Source organism: Clostridium sp. UBA7791 (assembly GCF_002480755.1).
GTDB classification, from domain to species: domain Bacteria; phylum Bacillota; class Clostridia; order Clostridiales; family Clostridiaceae; genus Clostridium_J; species Clostridium_J sulfidigenes.
This window is the reverse complement of sequence record NZ_DLCT01000005.1, coordinates 1,557,529-1,580,951: the sequence shown is the minus strand read 5'-3', so window position 1 is coordinate 1,580,951 and position 23,423 is coordinate 1,557,529. Positions and strand designations below refer to the sequence as shown.

At 29.3% G+C, this 23,423-nt stretch carries 22 protein-coding genes and 1 pseudogene; 14 read left to right on the top strand and 9 right to left on the bottom strand.

Annotation, left to right across the window (positions count from 1 at the left end):
• Window positions 1–336: 336 nt before the first annotated feature.
• Genes B3Z56_RS13100 through B3Z56_RS13090 form a run of 3 tightly spaced genes read right to left on the bottom strand, consistent with a single transcriptional unit; the run spans window position 337 to window position 3,139 of the window.
• Window positions 337–1,107, bottom strand: a complete 771-nt coding sequence (locus tag B3Z56_RS13100; RefSeq protein WP_346878957.1) for an ABC transporter ATP-binding protein — start codon at window positions 1,105–1,107, stop codon at window positions 337–339.
• A gap of 5 nt (window positions 1,108–1,112) precedes the next feature.
• Window positions 1,113–2,135, bottom strand: a complete 1,023-nt coding sequence (locus tag B3Z56_RS13095; protein ID WP_346878956.1) for an iron ABC transporter permease — start codon at window positions 2,133–2,135, stop codon at window positions 1,113–1,115.
• Complete coding sequence (locus B3Z56_RS13090) at window positions 2,132–3,139, bottom strand: iron ABC transporter permease (protein WP_346878955.1); 1,008 nt, start codon at window positions 3,137–3,139, stop codon at window positions 2,132–2,134. Before B3Z56_RS13090 ends, B3Z56_RS13095 begins: the two co-directional genes overlap by 4 nt.
• 118 nt (window positions 3,140–3,257) lie before the next feature.
• On the opposite strand from B3Z56_RS13090, the gene B3Z56_RS13085 reads away from it, so the two are divergent.
• Complete coding sequence (locus B3Z56_RS13085; RefSeq protein WP_346846707.1) at window positions 3,258–4,199, top strand: iron-siderophore ABC transporter substrate-binding protein; 942 nt, start codon at window positions 3,258–3,260, stop codon at window positions 4,197–4,199.
• 524 nt (window positions 4,200–4,723) lie between these two features.
• On the opposite strand, the gene B3Z56_RS13080 is transcribed toward B3Z56_RS13085, so the two are convergent.
• The 3 genes and pseudogenes from B3Z56_RS13080 to B3Z56_RS13070 all read right to left on the bottom strand — a co-directional run bounded on the left by B3Z56_RS13080 (window position 4,724) and on the right by B3Z56_RS13070 (window position 7,087).
• Window positions 4,724–5,251, bottom strand: a complete 528-nt coding sequence (locus B3Z56_RS13080) for a GNAT family N-acetyltransferase (RefSeq protein ID WP_346878954.1) — start codon at window positions 5,249–5,251, stop codon at window positions 4,724–4,726.
• 99 nt (window positions 5,252–5,350) lie between these two features.
• A pseudogene (locus B3Z56_RS13075) lies at window positions 5,351–6,260 on the bottom strand (IS1595 family transposase); the annotation flags it as partial.
• Window positions 6,261–6,466: 206 nt separating this feature from the next.
• Entirely contained in the window at window positions 6,467–7,087 is a 621-nt protein-coding gene (locus B3Z56_RS13070) for a VanZ family protein (RefSeq protein ID WP_346878953.1), read from the bottom strand.
• Window positions 7,088–7,672: 585 nt separating this feature from the next.
• Here B3Z56_RS13070 and B3Z56_RS13065 point away from each other — a divergent pair.
• The 5 genes from B3Z56_RS13065 (at window position 7,673) to B3Z56_RS13045 (ending at window position 11,319) form a co-directional block, all read left to right on the top strand.
• Window positions 7,673–8,140 (top strand): MarR family transcriptional regulator, encoded by a 468-nt coding sequence (locus B3Z56_RS13065; RefSeq protein WP_346878952.1) that lies wholly within the window; start codon window positions 7,673–7,675, stop codon window positions 8,138–8,140.
• The gene (locus B3Z56_RS13060) at window positions 8,124–8,978 is read left to right on the top strand and encodes a DUF6544 family protein (RefSeq protein ID WP_346878951.1); all 855 of its coding nucleotides are present in this window, start codon (window positions 8,124–8,126) and stop codon (window positions 8,976–8,978) included. Before B3Z56_RS13065 ends, B3Z56_RS13060 begins: the two co-directional genes overlap by 17 nt.
• 379 nt (window positions 8,979–9,357) lie before the next feature.
• Complete coding sequence (locus B3Z56_RS13055) at window positions 9,358–10,521, top strand: MerR family transcriptional regulator (RefSeq protein ID WP_346878950.1); 1,164 nt, start codon at window positions 9,358–9,360, stop codon at window positions 10,519–10,521.
• A gap of 129 nt (window positions 10,522–10,650) precedes the next feature.
• Entirely contained in the window at window positions 10,651–11,136 is a 486-nt protein-coding gene (locus tag B3Z56_RS13050; protein WP_346846713.1) for a hypothetical protein, read from the top strand.
• Window positions 11,137–11,175: 39 nt separating this feature from the next.
• Window positions 11,176–11,319, top strand: coding sequence for a hypothetical protein (locus B3Z56_RS13045; protein ID WP_346878949.1), 144 nt, complete (start codon window positions 11,176–11,178; stop codon window positions 11,317–11,319).
• A gap of 124 nt (window positions 11,320–11,443) precedes the next feature.
• Here the strand turns inward: B3Z56_RS13045 and B3Z56_RS13040 are convergent, their stop codons facing one another.
• Window positions 11,444–13,534: a peptidoglycan-binding protein gene (locus tag B3Z56_RS13040; RefSeq protein ID WP_346878948.1), complete on the bottom strand. Its 2,091-nt coding sequence runs from the start codon at window positions 13,532–13,534 to the stop codon at window positions 11,444–11,446.
• Window positions 13,535–13,941: 407 nt separating this feature from the next.
• On the opposite strand from B3Z56_RS13040, the gene B3Z56_RS13035 reads away from it, so the two are divergent.
• The 4 genes from B3Z56_RS13035 to B3Z56_RS13020 all read left to right on the top strand — a co-directional run bounded on the left by B3Z56_RS13035 (window position 13,942) and on the right by B3Z56_RS13020 (window position 18,504).
• Window positions 13,942–15,222 (top strand): serine hydrolase domain-containing protein, encoded by a 1,281-nt coding sequence (locus B3Z56_RS13035; protein ID WP_346846715.1) that lies wholly within the window; start codon window positions 13,942–13,944, stop codon window positions 15,220–15,222.
• 306 nt (window positions 15,223–15,528) lie between these two features.
• Window positions 15,529–15,984 carry a LytTR family DNA-binding domain-containing protein gene (locus tag B3Z56_RS13030; protein WP_346846716.1) on the top strand — a complete coding sequence of 152 codons (456 nt, stop codon included), beginning with the start codon at window positions 15,529–15,531 and terminating at the stop codon, window positions 15,982–15,984.
• Between the two features lies 1 nt (window position 15,985).
• Window positions 15,986–16,684, top strand: coding sequence for a LiaF transmembrane domain-containing protein (locus B3Z56_RS13025; protein ID WP_346878947.1), 699 nt, complete (start codon window positions 15,986–15,988; stop codon window positions 16,682–16,684).
• 638 nt (window positions 16,685–17,322) lie between these two features.
• Window positions 17,323–18,504, top strand: a complete 1,182-nt coding sequence (locus tag B3Z56_RS13020; protein WP_346878946.1) for a GNAT family N-acetyltransferase — start codon at window positions 17,323–17,325, stop codon at window positions 18,502–18,504.
• Window positions 18,505–18,704: 200 nt separating this feature from the next.
• Here B3Z56_RS13020 and B3Z56_RS13015 read toward each other — a convergent pair whose 3' ends face one another.
• Entirely contained in the window at window positions 18,705–19,298 is a 594-nt protein-coding gene (locus B3Z56_RS13015) for an ATP-dependent Clp protease proteolytic subunit (protein WP_346846719.1), read from the bottom strand.
• 406 nt (window positions 19,299–19,704) lie between these two features.
• Between B3Z56_RS13015 and B3Z56_RS13010 the strand changes: the two genes are divergently transcribed.
• The gene (locus B3Z56_RS13010; protein ID WP_346876855.1) at window positions 19,705–20,385 is read left to right on the top strand and encodes a DUF5680 domain-containing protein; all 681 of its coding nucleotides are present in this window, start codon (window positions 19,705–19,707) and stop codon (window positions 20,383–20,385) included.
• A gap of 31 nt (window positions 20,386–20,416) precedes the next feature.
• Window positions 20,417–21,286: a methionyl aminopeptidase gene (locus B3Z56_RS13005; protein WP_346876854.1), complete on the top strand. Its 870-nt coding sequence runs from the start codon at window positions 20,417–20,419 to the stop codon at window positions 21,284–21,286.
• Window positions 21,287–21,424: 138 nt separating this feature from the next.
• Here the strand turns inward: B3Z56_RS13005 and B3Z56_RS13000 are convergent, their stop codons facing one another.
• Window positions 21,425–22,078 (bottom strand): oxygen-insensitive NAD(P)H-dependent nitroreductase NfsB, encoded by a 654-nt coding sequence (locus B3Z56_RS13000; protein ID WP_035134070.1) that lies wholly within the window; start codon window positions 22,076–22,078, stop codon window positions 21,425–21,427.
• Window positions 22,079–22,255: 177 nt separating this feature from the next.
• Here B3Z56_RS13000 and B3Z56_RS12995 point away from each other — a divergent pair, with 177 nt between their 5' ends.
• Together B3Z56_RS12995 and B3Z56_RS12990 are read left to right on the top strand one after the other, a co-directional pair.
• Window positions 22,256–22,609: a winged helix-turn-helix transcriptional regulator gene (locus tag B3Z56_RS12995; RefSeq protein ID WP_035134068.1), complete on the top strand. Its 354-nt coding sequence runs from the start codon at window positions 22,256–22,258 to the stop codon at window positions 22,607–22,609.
• Window positions 22,610–22,665: 56 nt separating this feature from the next.
• Window positions 22,666–23,145: a DNA-deoxyinosine glycosylase gene (locus tag B3Z56_RS12990; protein WP_346846722.1), complete on the top strand. Its 480-nt coding sequence runs from the start codon at window positions 22,666–22,668 to the stop codon at window positions 23,143–23,145.
• Window positions 23,146–23,423 lie beyond the last annotated feature (278 nt).

Genomic DNA, 23,423 nt, shown 5'->3' with positions numbered 1-23,423 from the left:
CCCTTAATTGATTTGAGTAGGAAACTATTTAACTATAAAAATATGAACCTATTTAACTATAGAAATATATAACTATTAAAATAGTTGTTGTGGTCATGCGGGTTTTAGGGAATTTCCAATTTTGAAGTTAGGATTAAGTATGTAAAAATATGAAAAATAAATAGCGATAGAATTATACTAATAAAAAAGTTATTCCCTATTATAAAATAGTTTATCTAAGTTACAATAAGGGATAACTTTTAAATCTATGTATAACAAAAGGATGTGGAAAACCTCAATAATAACATCATATTATGATACGAATAACTATATCTTAATATGTTTTCGTTATAAAACTTAAATAAAAGGTACACATAATTTACAGTTATCTATAGGGGAATTAATAAGAGTACATTTAACATCAAAGACATCCTTTATAAGTTTTTCATTTATAATCTCATCCTTAGGGCCTTGAGCCAATATGTTTCCATTCTTTATAGCAACTATATTATCAGCATATTTTAATGCATGATTTATATCGTGAATAACCATTGCTATGGTTCTATTTTCTTTTTCATTTAAATTTCTTAAAATATTTAAAATTTCTAGCTGATACTTTATGTCTAGATGATTTGTAGGCTCATCTAAAAGGATGATATCTGTATCTTGTGCTAAAGATAATGCAATCCAAGCCCTTTGTCTTTGACCACCAGATAGGTTATTTAAAGTTATATCCTTATCGTTTATAAGTCCAACCTTTTTTATGGCTTCTAAAACTAGATTTTCATCCTTTTTACTCCAAAATGATAATAAATTATGGTAAGGGTATCTTCCTTGTTTCACCAAATCATAGACAGTTAAATCTTCTGGAGCATTACTGCTTTGAGGAAGCATGGACATAAGCTTGGCAACTTCCTTTGAAGGCATTTTAAGAATATCTCTATCCTCCATGAGTATATCTCCATTTTTAGGTTTAAGTATTCTTGCCATGGCCTTTATTAATGTAGATTTTCCACATCCATTAGAGCCAATTAAGGCAGTAATTTTTCCTTTCTCTATATTTATATTAATATTATCTAATATAATTTTTTCATCATAACATAACTTTAAATTTTTTGCTTTTATCATTTCTATCATCCCCTTTTGTAGTTTCTTTTTTTAACTAAAAGGTATATAAAGTAAGGTGCTCCTATAAAAGCTGTAAATATACCTATAGGTAAATCCTGTGGATAAAATAACCATTTAGATACAAAGTCAGCTAATAATGTTATTATTCCACCTATAAGTATTGAGAGTGGGATTACATTTTCAAACTTTGAATCTACCAATTTTCTTGCAATGTGAGGAGCTATTAAACCTACAAAAGATATACCACCACCAATAGTTACAGCTCCAGCTGCCAATGCAGCAGAAATGCCTAGGAGTATTATCCTGCTTTTATGTAGCTTATTACCAAGGACTATTACAACTTCATCTTCAAGCTGATGAAGATTTAAATCTTTAATAAATATTAATGTTAATGTAGCAAAAATACTAAATATTACCATGATTAGTATTGCATGTGTCCAGTTAGCACCATATATACTTCCTGTTATCCAAGTTGTGGCTTCTTTTATAAAAATTATTGGCCCATTTATTATAAGAATATTAGTTATGGCCTTAGCAATAGCAGAGACTCCAATTCCTATTATAATTAATTTATTTGTTGAAGAAGATTTTCCATTTATAAGCAAAATGCACATTAAAGCTATAAATGAAAATATAAAAGTAAATATAGGCATATATAATATAGATGTTGTTAATGAATTATTCTTAGGATCTATAAAAATAGTTAAAAACACCAATGCTCCAACGGAACCTCCATTAACTACACCTAATATATCTGGAGATGCTAAATCATTTTTAACCACTCCTTGAAGTATAGCTCCCGATAATGCTAAAGAGGCTCCAACAAAAAAGGCAACAAGAACTCTTGGTAACCTTATTTTCGTAACTAAAATAGATGAAAATCCTGTATCTATTCGTAATATACTCTTTAGTACATCTAATGGACCTACCATAGCTTCACCTAGGCATAATGAAAAAAATATCATTAAGATAGTAATCCCTAGTAAAAGCGCACTTAACTTAATAGCTTTTTTACTTATATTTATCATTGTCTGGTCCTCCTTTTCGCAACATATATAAAGAAAGGACCACCTATAAGTGCAGTTAAAGCACCAACTGGGACTTCTTTTGGATAAATTATAAATCTTGACATTATATCTGCAAGCAATAGTATAGATGCCCCTGTTAATATAGAAAATGGTATTAGCCATTTATAATCAGTTCCAATAAATTTATGTACTATATGTGGAGTTATAAGTCCAATGAAAGCTATTGGACCTGCCAAAGCCACAGATACACCAGATAAAATAGCAACTATAGCTATTATAAGTATTTTAAAATATAGAGTTTTCATACCCAATGACCTTGCCATTTCTTCTCCTAATGAAAATACATTGAATTTTTTCCCGATAAGCAACGTAAATACTATTACTATTAATATTATTGGAATAAATTTAACTATTAGTTCTAATTTCTTCCCTTCAACAGAACCTGTCATCCAATAAACAACCTGCTCAAGTGCAGCCTCATTTTTATACAAAATACCTTGTGCTAAGGAAAAGAATAGTGCACCTAAAGCAGTACCTCCTAATGTTAAGTCCATAGGCCTTATGTCACCTGAAAGACCTCCACATAATAAATAAACTAGTAGAGAAGATCCTAGTGCACCTAAAAATGCTAACCAGGCAAGTCCTAGTGAAGATACATTAGGAAAATATGTGAGAACTATAACCAAAGTTAATACTGCTCCTGAATTTATACCTAAGATACTTGGCGAGGCTAATTTATTTCTAGTCAATCCTTGAGTTAAAAGTCCAGATACTCCAAGAGCTCCTCCAACTAGAAGAGAATTTAATGTTCTTGGAATTCTTGAAGTTCTTATAATTATATGTTCTTGAGAATTATTAAAATCTTTATATGCATCTATTAAAGTATCATAAGATGTAGGTATAAATCCTTTAGTAATACTTAAGTAACATAATATAAGAGTGAATATTGTAAGTAATATAAGTAACATCCATCTACCGCTATTACTTTTTAGAATATTTTTCATATAACTCCTCCGATTTATAATATTGAAAAATGATATCATTTATTATTGATAATCTTTCTCAAACATGATATCATAATTAAGTGATAAAATCCATAATAAATTTTAGGAGGAATGACAAATGCAAAAAAAATTATTATCTGCAATTTTATTAGGTATGCTAATTGTAAGCTTACTTGTTGGTTGCTCTAATAAAACAGAAAATACAACAGATTATAAAACTATATCTATACAACATGCTATGGGAACAACAGAAATTCCTGAAAATCCAAAGAATGTTGTTATATTAACTAATGAGGGTGTAGAAGCACTTCTTACACTTGGTGTTAAACCAGTTGGAGCTGTAACTGGTTTTACTGGTGATTGGTATGAACATACTAAAAGTGAACTTACAGGTGTTAAGCCTGTTGGTAAGGAGACAGAGCCAAATGTAGAAGCAATTGCTGCTTTAAAACCTGATTTAATAATTGGAAATAAAATGAGACATGAAAAGATATATGACCAATTAAGTGCAATAGCACCAACTGTTTATTCAGATACAATAAGAGGCGAATGGAAGGATAATTTTAAATTCTATGCTGAAGTTTTAAATAAAAAATCTGAAGGTGAGAAAGCTATACAAGCATATGAAAGTAAGATTACTTCTATAAAAGAAACTTATAGTGATAAATTAAATAATGAAATATCACTTGTAAGATTTATGGATGGAAAAACTAGAATATACCTTGGGGATACTTTCGCTGGAACTATTCTTAAAGAAATAGGATTTAAAAGACCAGCAGCTCAACACGGAACAGACTTCGTTAATGAAATAGGCAAGGAAAGATTAAATGAAGCTGATGGAGATGTAATGTTATACTTTACTTATGAACTAGGAGATGGTAAAGGTCTTGCTAGAGAAGAAGAGTGGTTAAATGATCCGATGTTTAAATCTCTAAATGTTGTAAAAAATAATAAAGCTTATAAAGTAGACGATACTATTTGGAATACAGCAGGTGGTATAAAAGCCGCTAATTTAATGCTTGATGATTTAACTAATATGTTAAAGGAAGGAAAAATCTAAGCTTATTAATTAGCCATTAATGGAAGTTTTAATACATATAATATAATAAAAAAGGTGCTATCTAAAAATGGGATATATTTCCTAGACAAGACAGAACCTTTTGTTTTTAAGGGTGAAAAGAAGCTTTCGTAAAATAAGCTAGTCTAAATAAATATTGAATAATCTCTTATATTATTAACGCTCAGCCCTTTCGGAATATTGATTTACTAAAGCATTTATTCAAGATAAAATCTACAACACAATAACTCGTATACACTCAAACAAGTTGTGTTGCTTACGATTTTACCATTCATAAATACTAAGTAATAAAATATTCATGGAAGTTCTTCTAGTAAATTAGAAGAACTAAGTTCGAATGGCATTCGCTAACAATAATATTAAATTAAGGCTATGTTTAATAACAGTGTTGATAATATGGCAATTTTTAATGGAAGTCAAAAATGGCTTCCATTAATTCATATTTAAAGAAAGATACGACAGAACTGAATCTAAAATTATGTTACATCAGCCCTACAAATTGGAATTTATAAATCTATCCAATATCGTTCAACAACACAATTCTCATCTTTAATTAATACTTCATTTTCTTTTTTTCCACCTTGGGATAATATGGTTTTCTGAGAAGCCAAATTATCATTATCACAAGTTAGTAAAATTCTACTTAGTTGTAATATGTCCTTACAATAAATTAATGCTTGTCTTAATTCTTCTTTTGCATATCCTTTGTTTCTTTCAGACTTTCTTACAGAATATCCTATATGTCCGCCATATTGTAAAAGATAATCATTTAAAAAATGCCTTATTTGTATCATTCCTACAATGCAATTATCATTTTTCCTAATTGCTAATAATTGTGTTGATGTAACTTTTCTTCCATCTACTTCTTCTGTTTCATTCAATAATGACTTTTCAATATATTCTTGTGGCGAATTCGAATTTCTTAAGAAACCTGTTCCATCCATTGATTGATTATTTTTAATAAACTCATTCTTATATGAGAATATGTCATCACCATATTCTATTGCTACTTTCTTTAATACTAAGTCTTCCATAAAAATCACCTCTATAAATTACTATTTGTTGAGTTGTTTTACATCTTTTATAGCCACATTAATCTACTATTGTGTCTGTATTTAATTATACAACATAGTAATGTGATTATTCAAAAGATATTTTGTGGCTACACTATGAAAACTATACATCCATTCTTTTAGTTTGCTATGAAAAGCATTTATGTGCTGTATATGGTAAATGCCTTCCTTATGCTTCCCACGTTTAATTTGTTGTAGTTCAACACCTAAATTTTGTGCAAATCTAATATAACTCTTGTGTGAATCAGTACAAAGGATAGATTCATCCTCAATCCTGCCTGTAAAGAGCCTTTCTAAATCTGTATGTTTCATCCTACCTTTACATATTAGTTCAGTCATAATATTTCCCACTCTATCAATGGCACATAGTACACAGACCTGTTCCTTTGATATACCTCTTACTACTCCTACTGCCTTTTACTCCACGTTTATGAGGTTCTCGTGACATTATAAACGTAGTGCTTTTCTTATGATTTCCTTTAAAGGATTCTCTGAAAAACGCCTCGTCAACTTCTATAACTCCACCAACATTACCAATACCCATATACACTCTGATAGCGTCTAAAAACTTATGCCTCCAATAAAAAGATGTAGGCACACTAATCCCAACTATTTCTGCACATTTTCTTATGGAATAACCATTTATCATACATTTAGAATATAATATCCACTTTTTAATATATTTCTTACTGTTGTAACGGGGTGAACGTGTAAAATCAGTAAAGGTCTTTCGGCAGGACTTACAGATATATCTTTGTTTGCTATTGAACTTGCCATTTCTTGATACTTCCTCATGTCCACAGTGGGGGTAGACTTTTCCCTTGGAGAATCGGTTCTCTTTAACCTCGTTAGTAACCTCGGTAGCAAAAGAACCTAATACAATAACTTCTTCAAGATAATTTAATATTTCTTCCTGTCCTGTTGTTCCTAAAGCATCTAAATTTTTCTTTACTGACGCTACACTTGGCATAATAATACCTCCGTAATCCTTTATATAGTCTTATTGCACCCAAATATTCAGAAAATATAAATTTTCAACACTTATCTTAAACATAGCCTAAATTAAAAATGTAATATTATAAACACTATTCTTTAAATCTAACAGTTAATTGTAATACAGTAATCTAAAGATAACACATCTAAAGTAACCCTTTTAAAAATAAGAGTATCATTTTATTAACTCAAAAACGTACTTATAATTGGAATTGCAATGTATAGATAAGGTTCTAATTTAATAACCATACTATCCTTAGAAGAAATTTCAACTACTGTTTTATTAGCAAGTTCATGAAAAAACTTACTAATAATATTGAAAATAATCCAATCACAAATAGTTCCTAGGGTATTCATTATTAAATCATTAATATCTGATGCACGAAATTGGACAAACAATTGAGCAATTTCAATAATAATTGAAAATAATATTCCACTACATACTGTGGGCAATAATGTTCTATACTTTTTCCATAATGTTGGCAATAAAAATCCAAAAGGCATAAAAAGTATTATATTAAGTATTGCTGAAAGCTCAAGTCCATCGTTAAAAGGCACTAAATTTATAATGGGATTAAATAATGGCCTGTTTAATCTTGAAAGTCTTTTCCATTCGCTCAAAGTAGGAATTCCGACTACATCTATTAAGGAAATCATAAGATATAATATAAAAAGATATCCCAAAAAGTAATGTTGCCATCCTATTTTCTTTTTAAGACTCTTACTATTTTTATTTAAGAATATATTTAAAATAGTTATTAGAAAAAATGATAATATCATTGGTATTATATAACTTTTCATCATAGAAATCTCTTTCCCCCGTTTTAATCTTAATATTTACTATTACATTAAAAATTTAATTTGAAAACTGATCTCTAAAACACTCCTTTATAAATTATTTTTTATTACTAAATATAGTATATAAGTAATTATTTAAAATCTTCTTAATTGTTTCTTAAGGTTATTATTGCAAACTTTCAATTATATACCTTTGTAATAGTTGTTATGAAACTCTTTAGTAACTTCATCTTATTAACTCTATTGCTACTACTATCATTAAGCCTCCTAGATGAAAATCATATTTTTATAAATATATATATTTAATTTTAATTATATAGCAGGAATGCTAGTCAAATAGTTGTTCTGTTTATGGGTATTTCAGAGGTTTTCCTATTTCGAAGGTAGGATTTAATATATTCAAATATGAAGAATAAGTGTTATTACAAATCATTTAAATATGGAAAATAAGAGATAATAGGTAAGTATCTATTATCTTTTTGTAAGTATTGACATAAAGGTAACTGGTTACGTATAATTATATATGTAATCAGTTACTTTTAAGTTACAATAAATATTGGTTAATATAATTTTTATGGAGTGTGATGAATAGTGGATAAAAAAGAGGATAAGAAAATGGAGGCTTATATATATGGAGGTATATTTGCTTTATCTAATAAATTACAACTACTAGGAGATAAATTCGATTCTAATATATCTACAAAGCAATGGTTTTTGATTGCTATTATAGCTAGCTTTAAATATGAAGCTCCAACAATTTCAATGACTGCGGAAAGAATGGGGACTTCAAGACAGAATGTTAAAAAGATGGCTAGTATATTAGAAAGAAGAGGCTTCTTAGTAATAGTTAAGGATAAAGAGGATGGTAGAATACAAAGATTAGAATTAACAAAGTACTGTACAGACTATTTTGAACAAAGAATGGAAAGTGAAGAAAGGTATATTGAAAATTTGTTTGCAGATTTTGATGAAGAAATGTTATTAGGTGTATTTAAAGGAGTAAAGCAATTAGAGAAAAATATTATGGTATTGGAGAAACAAAATGAAGAGGAGAGTTAAGAGAAAAATGGGGTTAATTTTAGGCGCAATTTTATTATTAGTATCTATATTAGTTATTTATTTCAATGTACCTTATTCAAGATTAAAAACAAACTTTAAGGATTATTTAGTTGCAAGTGAAGAAAATATTAATGAAAATAAAAAAGCTGCTAAATATACATTGGAGGATTTACCACAATCCATGCAGAATTTTTATAGCTATACTAAGCTAGTTAATAAGGTTAGTAGTAACCATGTGAGTTTTAATTTTAAGGATGCCGATTTTGTAAATATAGAGATGAATAAAACATTGAAAATAAATTATTCAGAACATATTTTTGGAGATGTTCCAGCTAGATTTGCTTTTATAGATTCATCACTTTATGGCATACCATTTCAAGGCTTGGACTCATTTATTAATGGTGAAGGTGGGATGAAGGGAGTAGTAGCAAAAAATATTACTCTATTCAATCAACGCGGGGAAGAAATGAATAAAGCAGCCTTGGTGACCTGGCTTGCCGAAATTATATTTATGCCGTCACAGTTATTAAGTGGAGATGTAGACATAAAAGAAATAGATAAAAATACAGTGGGTGTATCAATAACGTATGATAACATAAAGGCAAGTGGAATTTATAAATTCTTAGATAGTGGAGAGCTTGTTGAATTTACAACTGATGATAGAGCACTTATCTATAATGATGGAAGATTAGAACATAGAAAATGGTCTGCGCTATATGAAGATTATAAGAATAATGGTGATTTACTATTACCTAATAGATTAAAATCTAAGTGGTATTTTGATAATGAAGATATAATATATTTTGATGGTACTGATATAGAATATACATTCTATTAGTAGATTGGTAGTTACAGTAGATATGGTTTGAATCTATAGGTGGAAACCCTTTTACTAAAATTGTTATATGAAAATATAATATTATAAGTTTTACATTAGAGGTTCAAATATAGGTGAGAGTAGACAGATTTGTGAAACAGAGGTTGTGACAAAAGTATGAAAATACTTTGTCACAGCCTCTTTTCTCATGAGATTTCTTTGCTTAAAGTTTAAAAACAAGAAAACTAAAGAGTGTGTAAATTCTTTTGTAAAGCGTTGACCCTAACACCACGTCATAGTGTAATATAAAAATATAACTTGAGTATATTAACAAAAACTCACAGCCGGCTGAGTATTAGATAATATTGATAGCTGTAAAATCAAACTTTGAGGTGTAGCAATGAGAACAGTAAAACAAGTTTCGGATTTGACAGGAGTAAGTGTGCGTGCATTACATTACTATGATGAAATAGGATTATTAAAACCAAGTGAAATTACAGAGGCAGGATATAGACTTTATGATGATGAAGCTCTTAAAACTCTGCAGCAAATTTTATTTTTCAAAGAGCTTGATATACCTTTAAAAGATGTTAAAGAGATAATGATGAGTCCATATTTTGATAAAATGCAAGCACTAAAAAATCAGAAAAAGTTGCTTATTTTAAAAAGAAAAAGATTGAATGGTTTAATAGAGCTTATAAATAAAACCTTAAAAGGAGAAAGCACAATGAATTTTAAAGAATTTGATATGAATGAATATTTTAATGTATTGGAAGAATTTAAAACAGAACACGAGGATAAGGTAAGTGAAATTTATGGTAGTGTAGATAAATATAATGACCATATTGAAAAATGTAAATCCAAGGAAGATGAAATTGCTAAAATGGCTATAAAGAAATATGGAAGTATTGAGAAATATGCTATGGCTTTAAAGAAAAATCTTAACAATAGTGCTACGTTTACTTTAGCAGAACAATATGATGAGTTTAAAAGAGATTGCTTGGAAGATAAGCACCCTAAATTAAAAGAACTATTTAAAAAGCTTACATCTGACTTAAGTAAAGATACTTCTTCAAAGGAGATTCAAGAAATTGCTGAAGAAATAACAGATATAGCTAAAAAAGATTATGAAATTTTCAAAATGGATAATGGGAATGATCATTGGTACTATATGGTGCAAATTTATTTGGTATATCCTAAGTGGATAGAAGAAGTGGATAAGAAATATAGAAATGGTGCATCTAAATTTATCGGAGAAGCTCTAAAAAATTATTTGGGAGATAGGCAGCCTAAATTAGAAAAGCTATATAAAAAGCTTACATCGGACTTAGGTAAAGATCCTTATTCAAAAGAGGTTCAACAAATTGTTGAAGAAATATCAGATGCAACTAAAAAAAGTCAAGGATTTTACAAAGTAGATGAGGGAGAGAATCATTGGAGTTATACAGCAGAGCTTTATTTATCAAATTCCACATGGATAAAAGCCATTGATAAACAATATGGAAGTGGAGCATCTAAATTTATGGGGGAAGCTTTAAAGTTTTATGCTGAAAATAGTAAGTAATAAATTAAAAACTATGAAGGATTTGCCATATAGAAAGAAGGTTACAAGTATTAACGTATATTGGCGCTAGGATATATGTTATAATTAGGTAAAATAAAATTTTTGTAATATATACAAGGAGATGGAATTATGAAATTTAGAATTGTTTCATTACCACCGTTTAAAGCTGCTTCATCAGGGGTTGATAAAAATTTTGATTTTTCTGCAGAAGGAATATTGGGAAAGTTTGATGCATATTTTTCTGATATTAAGCCATTACCACGAGATGACTTTATGCCACGAGATTTTTTATTTTTTGATCCTGTCGAACAAGGTATGGTTTGGTGGTGGGCGCTAAATGATGACATGGATAGCGGTAGTAACGATGTAGTTGACTTTGATGGCGGGTATTATCTTACTTACACATATAGAGACGGCGATGAAGAAATGAGTAGTAAATTGTATAATGAGGCTATAGAATACATTAATAAATCAGAATTGTTTGAATTGGATGAACGCAATAATCATTATAGTATGGGACATATTATTACTCCTAAGGATATTATCAAGGCACAGGGATGGGCACAGATGGAAACATTTATACCAATTAAGCTAAGAATGAAATATGATAGATAAACAAAGCACGAAGTTGTTAATGATAAAGAAACTTATGATGTGATAACCTTTGGACCACTTTGTGTGGAAACTGATTTACAGAACACAGGTATTGGTGGTTTATTATTAGAAACAACAATGCAGCTTGCTAGAGAAGCAGGGTATAGGACAATTATATTTATTTTCCCAATCAGAAGATTATAATTTTATTAAAGTTTAATTTAGGTTAAGAGAGAGTAGGTAAATTTGTGTAAATACAAATTTACCTACTCTCTTTTTGTTGAAGTTAGCTGTTTTTCCATAGCTATATAAATTTTAAGAATGGACCTTACCTTCTACCAGTGAAGAAGTCGTTATAGGTTGATGCGATTTTTTCCCAGGTTATTCTATCCACAACTCCAGTTCTCCTTAGGTCAAATACCTTTTGAAGACTCTTAACATTTCTTTCCGTTGCTAAGTCAAATATATTATCTATAGGTAGAATTCTTATGTTATATCCGTTTTTAGCTAAAACATTCATATACTCCTTAAGAACAGCAACATATCCATTGTTATCTCCAAGTTTTAGTTCAAATGGGAATGGGAAAAGAATATCTGAGGTATTTATATCCCTACCAGAGTCTAATGCCAAATATACAAATACAATATTCCTCCAAGTATTAATATCCACCTCGCCATTTTGAACTAATCCAAAGGTTCTTTGAAATCTTAACACAGCATTTTGTGTTCTTCCATCAAAATCTCTATCAACATTAACTTCTGGTATCTCTTTATATAATGTAGATATCTTTCTAAGCATTGTTTTAAGTCTTCTTACATCTTTATTGCTAAAATTTTTCCTTAAAACATACCCTGGATATCTAGTTAAGTCCTCTACTGAATAAAGTTCTTCTAAATCTACATAGGCACAGTATATAGTATTCCAAAGCCTTCTATCAACTGATTTTAAAATAGGCAAATTAAATGCCTTTTGAAATTCCATTAAGGTTTCCAGAGTTTCATAATCAAAAATACCAGTTATAGCATTTTTCTTAAGCCCATAAGCCTCTGCTAGGGTACTTAAATATACTTGTAGCTCCCTTACTTTTCCTCCTTTAGAACCATATTTTAATCCTCCTAATGGATAATCTCCATCAAAACTTCCATCTAATTCTTCAATAATCATATTTTCTTCTGCTTCTTGATCTAATTCAGCTAATCTTTTTACAGCAGTATAAATTGCTGATAATTTATACCAGGTTGCTCTTCCCACTATTCCATCTTGAACTAAATTAAATATTCTTTGAAATACTTTAACGGATGCTTCAGTGTTAGGTCCAAAGATTCCATCTACAGGAATTAACTTAGGAATAGCAGGATAATTTTGTGATATTCTATTTAACTGTTGTTGTATTATAGTTACATTGGAGTTTCTATCGTTTCTCCTTATTGCTGATCCAGGATATGACTCAACTAACCCAGCAATTATTGGAGTTCTTTTTAGTATTTTATCATTACCATAATAATACTGTAATATTTCAAAAGCATTTCTACCACCATTTGCTAAGTCTACAGTTCCCCACTGAGATAACCCATTACATTTAGCTGTTGTACCATTGCAATATTGTGTAAAATATGGTGCATTACTATTAACTATAGAAAAATATTCATTAAAAATAGAATCTACAATTTCGCTTACATTCTCAAATACATTTCCTCCATATACAAAATATTGATCATAGGCTGTAGAATTTGTTATTTGAAATGAATAACCTCTACTTACATACCATTCTGTATAAACTCTGTTAAGGGCAAAGGTTATTTGGGCATAAATGTTGGCTCTTAGGGATTCTTCAGGCCATGTTGGGTAAACTTCATGGGAAGCAACATTTTTAATATAATCTACAAACCTGACAGTGACATTTTGCGCCCATGCACTAGGAGCTCCAAGGTGTACTGTAATATACTCTGGTATATATACTTCTCTTAATACAAAAGGTTGAGATAACACTCCAGTTTTCTGATCTCTTTGAACATCCAATAATAATTGATGAGGAGGTATAACAATCCTATTTTCCGTTGTGTTGTAAAATGCAGCTGCACCAACTTTAACTATCTCAGTTAATGATACATTTTGAATAGAAGTAGTTTCATCAAAAATACTAACACCTTCTATTAGTACATTATTATATCCTTCTGCGGTTACTAACACATCATATCTAGCATAAGGAATATATGTTTTATTCATTGGTTCTAATGACAAATTTTTATCGGGAGCATCTAACTCAATAATCTCACTTCTGCCACTTTCATCTACACCACTGTCTGTCTCAAAAATAACCTCTTTTGTTTTTTGATCTCTAATTTTTATCTTTGCACTTGTGATAGGTAAGGCTTCTTGTTCTTTTGAAAGTTGAACTATTATATATCCTTTTCCCATCTTACACCACTAAATATTACTCTAATATATTATATTGATGGATATTTGTTTTGATACTGTCACATTGCGGTATAAAAAATAATTATATTGTAATCAGCTATTAATGCTAAACTGTCCTAAAGGATAAGACTGCCTAAATTGATATTTGTTCATTGAGGGATAAAGATTAGGGTGATACAAGAAAGGTATTATTAAGTCTTATACATTTAAAAATAAGAGTATTAATACATAAAGGAGAAATTTATGATAGAAATTTTTAGGTTAAAGCTACTACTCTTATAATAGGTGGTAGCTTTATGTAAAAAATGATATAGAAATATTTTCTACTATTGTAATATAATTTTATTAACTCTAAAATTATATTAAATAGAACTAAAAAATAAAGAATGTAAGTAAGGAGTATAGTAATGAACAGTTTACTAGCAACAAAAATAAATGATTTTATGGAATTATACTGCAATACATGGGCATTTAGTGGTTCCATATTAGTAGCTGAAAAGGGTGAGACTATCATTAAAAAAGGCTATGGAAAGGCTTCTATAGAACATAGTATTCCCAATACATCACAAACAAAGTTTAGAATTTGTTCTATAACAAAACAATTTACCGCTATAGCAGTGATGATGTTACAAGAAAAAGGCTTATTAGATGTTAATGAAAGCATTACTAATTATTTTCCTGAATTTCATCAATTTGATAAAAGAATAACTATACATCATCTTTTAACTCATACTTCCGGTCTTCAATATTTATTTGGACCAAACTTTCCAATAATGTATAGTAAATCAAAGCATACACATGAAGATATGTTTAATATATTTAAAGATAAACCTCTTTTGTGTGAGCCAGGGGAAAGGTGGAATTACTCTAATTACGGATACTATTTGCTTGCATGTATTATTGAAAATGTTTCAAGTGTGACCTATGATGAGTTTTTAAGTAAGAACATTTTTCAGCCTTTAAATATGAAGAATACTGGTATTGAAAAAAATAAAGCAATTATACCAGGGCTAGCTAATGGGTATTATCTAAATGATAATGATTTAATCCATACTGATTATGTAAACATGGATGTAACATTTGGATCAGGGGAAATCTATTCTACAGTTGAGGACATGCTAATATGGGATCAAGCTTTATATAATGGAGGCCTTGTTTCAGAGGAAACACTGAATACTATATTTTCACCATATGCAAATTCCGGAGAAAGAGGAACTGAGGATAATGATTATGGATATGGATGGTTTATAGATGAAATGTACGGACGCAAGAGGATAAGTCACGACGGCGGTGGATTGGGGTTCACAACTGGATTTGACAGATACATCAATGAACAAGTAAGTATTATTGTATTAAGTAATTATGGATTTACAGCAGTTTGGCGTATTACAGATATTCTTGCTGCTATAATGTTTCAAGAGGAATATCAATTTCCAAGTAGACCACTCGAATATGCTTTAGATTCCAAAATATATGAAGAATATATAGGGATATATAAAGGGGACGGCGAGAAACTCACTGTTGGAAGGGCCAAAGAAAAAATGTTTTTTGTTCTAGATGATGAATATATTATACCCATGTATCCAATATCAGAAACTGAATTTCATCATACTTGGATTGATGAGAGTTATGCCTTTTATAAAAACAAGAATGGAGAAATGTACTTTTGGGGAGCTAAAAAACAATAATTGATACACTTCAAAGCTTAAAGAGAATTATTTCATATAAAAATATAAATTGCTTGTTTAGAATTCAAAAAAGCAGTCTGAAAAAGGCTGCTTTTTTAAATTTAAAATGTTTTCTATTTACCTGGAACAAGTATTTTAGCAATAGGGTAACTTCTATATCAATACAGATAAACTTCTTATTTTATATATTTTAATATAACATATGTATAAAAACATACCACTTATAGACAATAACTAACCACTTACTGTTGTTATATTTACAAGGGAAAAAATAGTTAATATAATAAAAATATGGGGAGTGAAAATATGAAAATACGAATTGAGGTAGATAATAAAATAAGCGAAAATGAAGTTATTATTAGATGTAGTGAACTTAATGAAGACATTAAAAATATTCAAATTATGTTTCACGATATGCTATCATGCAAGAAATGTATAACTTTTTATAGAGGTGATACCGAATATTATCTTTCTTTGGAAGAAATAATATTTTTTGAAACTGAAGGAAATAGGGTTTGTGCACATACTATAGACAATATATATAACGTGAAATACAAGCTTTACGAACTTGAAGAGTTTTTGCCAGGATATTTTATGCGAGTTTCAAAATCAACAATTCTAAATACAAATCATATTTACTCCATAACACATAGTCTATCATCATCAAGTAAGGTCGAATTTCAAAATACTCACAAACAGGTGTATGTTTCAAGATATTATTATAAACCACTAAAAAATAAATTATTAGAAAAGAGGAGATAAAATGGATAACAGTAGACTTTCGGGAGGACTTTCTCTTATACTATGTGGAATTGCTTTAATTATCTATAAACTTGGATATTTTTCAGATACAAATATTTTTACAATTTTATTTACAATTTTCTTAGTTGGTATCATTATAAAGAGTGTATTAAAAGCTAATTTCGCAGGCATTTTATTCCCAATAGCACTCATTTGTATTGATTATGATGAACAGCTTGGTATAACAGCTATCACTCCATGGACAGTATTAATAGCAGCATTACTTGGAAGTATCGGTCTTTCTATGGTTTTTAATAAACATCCTAAGTGGTCTCGCAGAAAAAGTAATTGGGATTCTTCTAAATTTAATACTATTGATACGGAAGATGAAAGTCATATAAAGTTAAAGACCTCATTTGCTGGAAGTATTAAGTATATAAATACAGATAAATTTGAACAAGCAGATTTAAAGTGTAGCTTTGGAGCAATGAAAGTGTATTTTGATAATGCTGTTCTTTATGAAGGAAAAGGATATGTTAATATAGAAGCTTTTTTTTCTGGTGTAGAGTTATATATACCTAGAAATTGGACTGTTGAAAATATATCTACTACATCTTTTAGTGCAATAACTGAAAAAAATAGAAATGAAGGAACAGCAGATAATATTCTAACTATATGTGGATGTATAGATTTTTCAGGAGTAGAAATAATTTATATCTAAATAAATAAATATAATACCTATGCACTCTATGCATAGGTATTATATTTTAAATAGTATGTCTTATAACTGTTAGGGAGAAGCGTGTACTATAGGTAAATCTGTTTTTTAGCTAGAATGAAAAATTGCTCTAGCTAAAAGTACTATAAAACTAGGTAATTAGGAACACAATATGTTTTGCTACCTTAAAAATTTTCTTGACAACATAATTGTATATGTATATAGTTTACATATAATACATTATAAGGGGTATGGTTAATGGATTTATTGTTACAGGTACACTATAAAGAAAAAAATAATCCTGATGTGGAAACATCAAGGTTTATTAATATTTTACTAAATACTTTAACCAAGAAAGAATATACGAAATTGAGAATTTTATTTTATATATTAAGTTTAATTAGCATAATAGCATTGATATATTTTATGTGGATTATGAATAATATTATAATTTCTATGTATGTCGTATGTGTTCTAGGATTTATAGTAATTTTTCTCCCAAACCTACACTTAGCAGTACGATTAATGTACATGTTAATAATATGTTATATAGCGATTGTTGAATTAATTAGAAGAATAGGACTTAAAAAAACATAGAAAATAAATATAATTGAAAGTATGAAAAGTTGGGGGTAAATACTATGGAATATGAAATTATACATTTAGCAAAGGATAAATGGAAGGAAACTATAATCCCGATAGGTTATACTACAGATAAATATTATGATGTTGTAGTAAATGAAACGGATAAAGGCTTTACTATTGATATAGAAAAGAAAGACTTTAGCGAGCCAGTAACCCATACACCAGAAGAGTATGATTTTCCAGATAAGTTATATGAAGACCACTGGGAGAATGCTTATGCTTGGGGAGTGTTAGTTAAAGATAAATTAATTGCTGCAATTGAAACAGATCAAGAACTATGGTCTAATCGTCTCAGAATTACAGAACTTTGGGTAGCAGAAGAATATCAAAAGAATGGAATAGGACATGCATTAATTCAGGTTGTAAAGGAACAAGCAAGAAGAGAACGTCGTAGAGCTATTATACTAGAAACACAGTCTTGCAATGTTAATGCAGTGGATTTTTATCAGCATGAAGGATTTACTTTGATTGGTATGGATGCTTGCTGCTATAGAAATAATGACTTACAAAGAAAAGAAGTTAGATTAGAATTTGGATGGTTTCCAGAAGAAAAGAAAAAGTTAAATGGTGAAGAGGTAGAAATTAGAATGGAAACAGAGGATGATTGGTACAATGTGGAGCTGATGACACAACATGCTTTTTGGAACAAACATCATCTTGGCTGTGACGAACATTACCTAGTGCATAAATTACGTAAGAATAAAGACTATCTTCCAGAGCTCAGCAGAATAGCAGTAAAGGATGGTAAAGTAATAGGATGTATAATGTATTCAAAGGCAAAGATTGTTGATGGTGTAGATACCCATGAAATTATAACCTTTGGTCCTCTTTGTGTAGAGCCTAAATGGCAAGGAAGTGGAGTTGGTGAGCTGTTATTACGGGAAACAATGAAGCTAGCTACAAATAAAGGGTATAAAGGTATTGTAATTTTTGGAGAACCAGATTATTATCCTCGAATAGGATTTAAAACCTGTGATAATTTTAATATTACCACTGCTGATGGTAAAAACTTTGATGCATTTATGGGAATTGAATTAGCAGAAGATAGTATGAAAGATATAAAAGGTAAATTCTACGAATCGGAAGTTTTTGAAAATCTACCTAAGGTAGAAGTTGAAGAATATAATAAAAAATTCCCAAAGCTACAAAAATTAAGATTTCCAGGTCAATGGGATTGATTAAATATTAAAGGATAAGGCAAAATAATATTAATACAAAAGGTAGATTGGCAGAAATGAATAAAGGAGTTAAGTTAGTTCAATATGTTGAGAAGAATAATGGAATATAAAGCAAAAACCTCAGATATAACTGAGGTTTTTATAAGTTTTAAATTAAACTTCTAAAGGATCTGTGGAGCCTGTGAAAAAAACTCTGTAAATTACTTCAAATCAGAATGATTTGATATTATTTTATTGACTATACCATATGTTATAGCATCATCAGAACTTAACCAATAGTTTCTATCAGTGTCTTTTTCAACTCTTTCTAGTGGTTGACCAGTAGCTTCACTTATAATTTTATTAATTCTTTTACGAACTCTTAATATTTCTTCAGCTTCAATACCGATGTCTGTAGCTGGACCATTAAATCCTCCTAATGGTTGATGAATCATATATCTTGTATTAGGAAGAGAATATCTATTTTCTTTATCAGCTGCAAGATAAATTGTTATACCAGCACTTGCTACCCAACCTGTACCTATCATTATAACTTTTGGTGTAATGAACTTTATCATATCATGTATTGTATCTCCAGCTTCAACATGCCCTCCTTGACTATTTATAAATATTTTAATAGGGTCATTTCCCATTTCTTCAAGGATTAAAAGTTGAGTAACTACTTTTTCTGCTAAAGATTGATTAATCTCACCAGAAATAACTATAGTTCTTGATTTCAATAATTTTTCCATGACTATATTGGGTGTGTCTTTTGAAATTTCCTCTTTTTCGCTCTCTTTACTATAAAAAATCATATTATTTTCCTCCTATAATCTTAAATATATTTAAGTTATGAATATATAGCTGTATATTTCTATAACCTAGTAGTTGGATTTAAATTGATTAATACGAAAAAATTGCGACTATATTATGAATCCGTTTTTATAATTTACTATATTTACTATATTTGTTTTAGTAATAACTATACTAACACTAATTTAATTTTTTTACAATATAGTTAAAATAATTGGTAAATTATAGAAAATAAATATATATTATAGAAACTAAATATATATTATAAAAGTAATAGGAAAGATATGATTTAACAGTATTAAAATTACCTTTTTATTTAAAGCAACTTTAGGTTGTCAAATTTGTTATACTTAATTGGTAGAAACATGATAATATTATCAGTATACTTATATAAGAGGTGATTAAACAATGAGTTTTCAAGAACAATTGCAAACACTTAGAAAAGCAAAGGGTCTATCACAAGAAAAGTTAGCTGAAGTTTTAGGGATATCAAGGCAAGCAGTTGCAAAATGGGAAGTGGGTCAATCTTATCCCGATATAGCTAGACTGATTGCACTAAGTGATTATTTTAAAGTAAGCATTGATAAACTAGTTAATGATTATGAAGAAAATTGCCGCTTATGTATAGAAGAGCATAGCGATAATCATATAAATGAAAATATAATTGATTTCTTATGTAGGGCTAAAAAAGCTACATATGCTGGAGAGGGGACAGAGAGTGAATCTTCAAGACCAAATTCTCATGATTTAAAATATGTAGAAGGAAACTTGAAATATATTGATACATATTTAGGTGGAGAGAGGTTCGCAGGAGAGGAAGCACTATGGCAAGATGATATTCCATTTTGGTCAATGAATTATATTGGGAGAGTTTTAGATGAAAGATTTTTAGGGAGCTTTTTAAAGGAAGCCTTGAGTTTAGTAACTAAGGAGAATCCATATAGAGGTCCTATTATTTATCAAAATGGGCAGTATAAATATCATTGTATAATAAATGGAGAATTTAAGTGGTTTCAAGGACATGAGGAAATATATTTTGACCATATTAAGGTTTATGAATGTCATTTCCATGGAGGATCAGTTAAATAATTAAAATGAATATATGAGAGAGGAAAAGATTATGAAATTAAACAGAAATAATTTATGTTGGTGCAAAAGTGGATTAAAATATAAAAACTGTCATTTAGAATCTGATGAAAAGTTAAGTGATTTAAAAAGAAAAGGTCATATAGTACCAACTAGAAACCTCATAAAAACAAAAGAGCAAATTGAAGGAATAAGAAAGAGTGCTGAGATTAATAATGGTCTTCTAGACTTAATTAGTGAAAACATTAAGGAAGGCATGACAACAGAAGAAATAAATAAATTGGCACATGAATATACAGTATCCAATGGAGGAATTCCAGCTACTCTTAATTATGATGGATTTCCTAAAAGTATTTGTGTATCAATAAATAATGTTGTATGCCATGGAATACCTAGTAAAGATGTAATTCTAAAGAATGGTGATATTGTAAATGTTGATGCAACAACTATACTTAATGGATATTACTCAGATGCATCAAGGATGTTTATGATTGGTGAAGTAGATGAAGAAGCTAAGAAATTGGTTGAAGTAACTAAAAAATGTTTGAATAAAGGCTTAGAAGCAGTTAAACCTTGGGGGTTCTTAGGAGATATTGGAGCTGCAATTCAAGAATATGCAGAAAGTAATGGTTATTCAGTAGTTAGAGAATTCGGTGGACATGGAGTAGGCTTAGATATTCATGAAGAACCATTTGTTTCTCATTTGGGAAAAAGAGGAACAGGTATGGTTTTAGTACCTGGTATGGTATTTACCATTGAACCAATGATAAATGCTGGAAGTAATGAAATATTTATAGATGAAGATGACGGGTGGACTGTTCTTACCGATGACGATTCTCTTTCAGCACAATGGGAGCACACAATTCTTGTAACTGAAGATGGAATAGAAATAATTGCTAGATAGATCATGTGATAAAAGCCTGTAGGAAAAGAAACGTAAAATGAAATCTATTATAAAAGAAAGCTAATAAAATAATGGGGAATCTTTTGTATTAGCTTTCTTTAAATCTAGAGTAAGTTATATTAATGAGGGGATAATTAATTAAATTGTAGTAAATACTTCTTCTTCAGAAAGTCTTGATTTAGGTAATTGTGCATTGAAATCATCATTAGCTTTGTATCCTAAAGGAACTAATGCTACAGCGGTGAATCCTTTTTCAGTTAATCCTAATTCTTCATTTAAAACTTTAACATCAAATCCTTCCATAGGTACTGCATCTATTCCAAGAGCAGCAGAACCAAGTAATAAGCTACCCATATTTAAGTAAACTTGTTTATCCATCCAATATTGTAAGTCATTGTAGTCATTTTTATGGAAGTTAACAAATGTACTACGTCCTCCATGCATACCATTTTTGATTTCTTCGTTAGCAAAACGTCCATCTTGATCTTCTTTTTCTAAGATATGTTGTAAGTAATCTTCATCCATTGAAGTTCTTGCACAAAGTACAACTATATCTGATGCAGTAAGTACTTTTTCATCATTAAAAGCGTAGAATCCTTGAGTACTTTTGCTTATTTGTTTTTTCCCTTCTTCACTTGAAGCTATTATAAAATGCCATGGTTGAGTATTAACGCTTGAAGCACTAAGTCTTAAAAGTTCTTTAATTTGTTTCATATCTTCTGCTGAAATTTTTCTTGTATTATCAAATTTTTTAGTTGAGTAACGTCTTTCCATTATTTCTATTAAGTTCATATTATATATCTCCTTTTAATTCAAAAATAGTTTATATTAATTTTATAAATTTTCAAAGGCTTACTTGTTTGCCGCCCTTGTATGCTATAATAATATCAACATACTGTTATATGAACAAGTATGCACTTAAAAGTAAGTACTATCTAAAAGGATAGTGATATCAAAAAGGAGAGTTGTATGAATAATAAAGAAATAGAAATAAAAAATTGTAGTGAACTGTGCCCTATGGAATTTGCAATGACTCAGATATCAGGGAAATGGAAACTAGTTATTTTATGGCATATTTATGATAGTGAAGTTATGAGATATGGTGAATTAAAAAGAGCTGTAAGTGGAATTACAGATAAAATGTTAAGTAATCAGTTGAAAGAGTTAGTTAGTGATAACATAATACATAAGGAAGTTTATGAAGAGATTCCGCCAAAGGTAGAATATACTTTAACTGAATATGGAAAATCATTAATACCTATAATGGAAATGTTATTTAAGTGGGGAAAAGAACAATTAATAAGATTAAATAATGATAAATAGCTTTTAAGTAAAATTGATAATAATAATTTTAAAAGTTAATTATAAAGGAGAGAGTTATGAAGCATGTAGAGCATACCTTTGAAGCTGTATTTGATAAAAATTCAAAAATTCTTATTTTAGGAACATTGCCATCTGTTAAATCAAGAGAGGCGGATTTTTATTATGGTCATCCACAAAATAGATTTTGGAAAGTTATTGGAGCAATAACTCGATGCTCTGAATATAGAACTATTGAGGAAAAAAAGAAAATGTTATTAGAAAATAATATTGCAATATGGGATACAATAGCTTCTTGTGATATCATAGGTTCAAGTGATTCTAGTATTAAAAATGTAGTCCCATCAGATTTAACTAGTATTTTAGATAATAGCAATATTAAAAAGATATATGTTAATGGTGGCAAGGCATATCAACTTTATAATAAATATTCATTAAAAAAAACAGGAATAGAAGCTATTAAACTTCCATCAACTAGTCCTGCAAATGCAAGATATAGTCTTGATAAGTTAATAGAAGAATGGCAAGTGATTGTTTAATGAATACCACTGGTTATACTGGTGGTTCAAAAAGCTTTTAGCTATAAGTAGAAAAAAAGAACCCTCTTTGATAAATAGAAGTAGGTTTGCCAACCACATCTAAAATCAAGGAGGGATATCCAAGCGGATAATAAGGAATATGTAGAAGCAGTAGAATTTTAGAATTCTGCTGTTTTTTTATTGTAGGTACATGCTAAATAAAGGGAATATTTTGTTAATATGGTATAGATTTATTGAGCAGTGGAGAGTGAGGTGATACAATAAAGATGTTATTGATT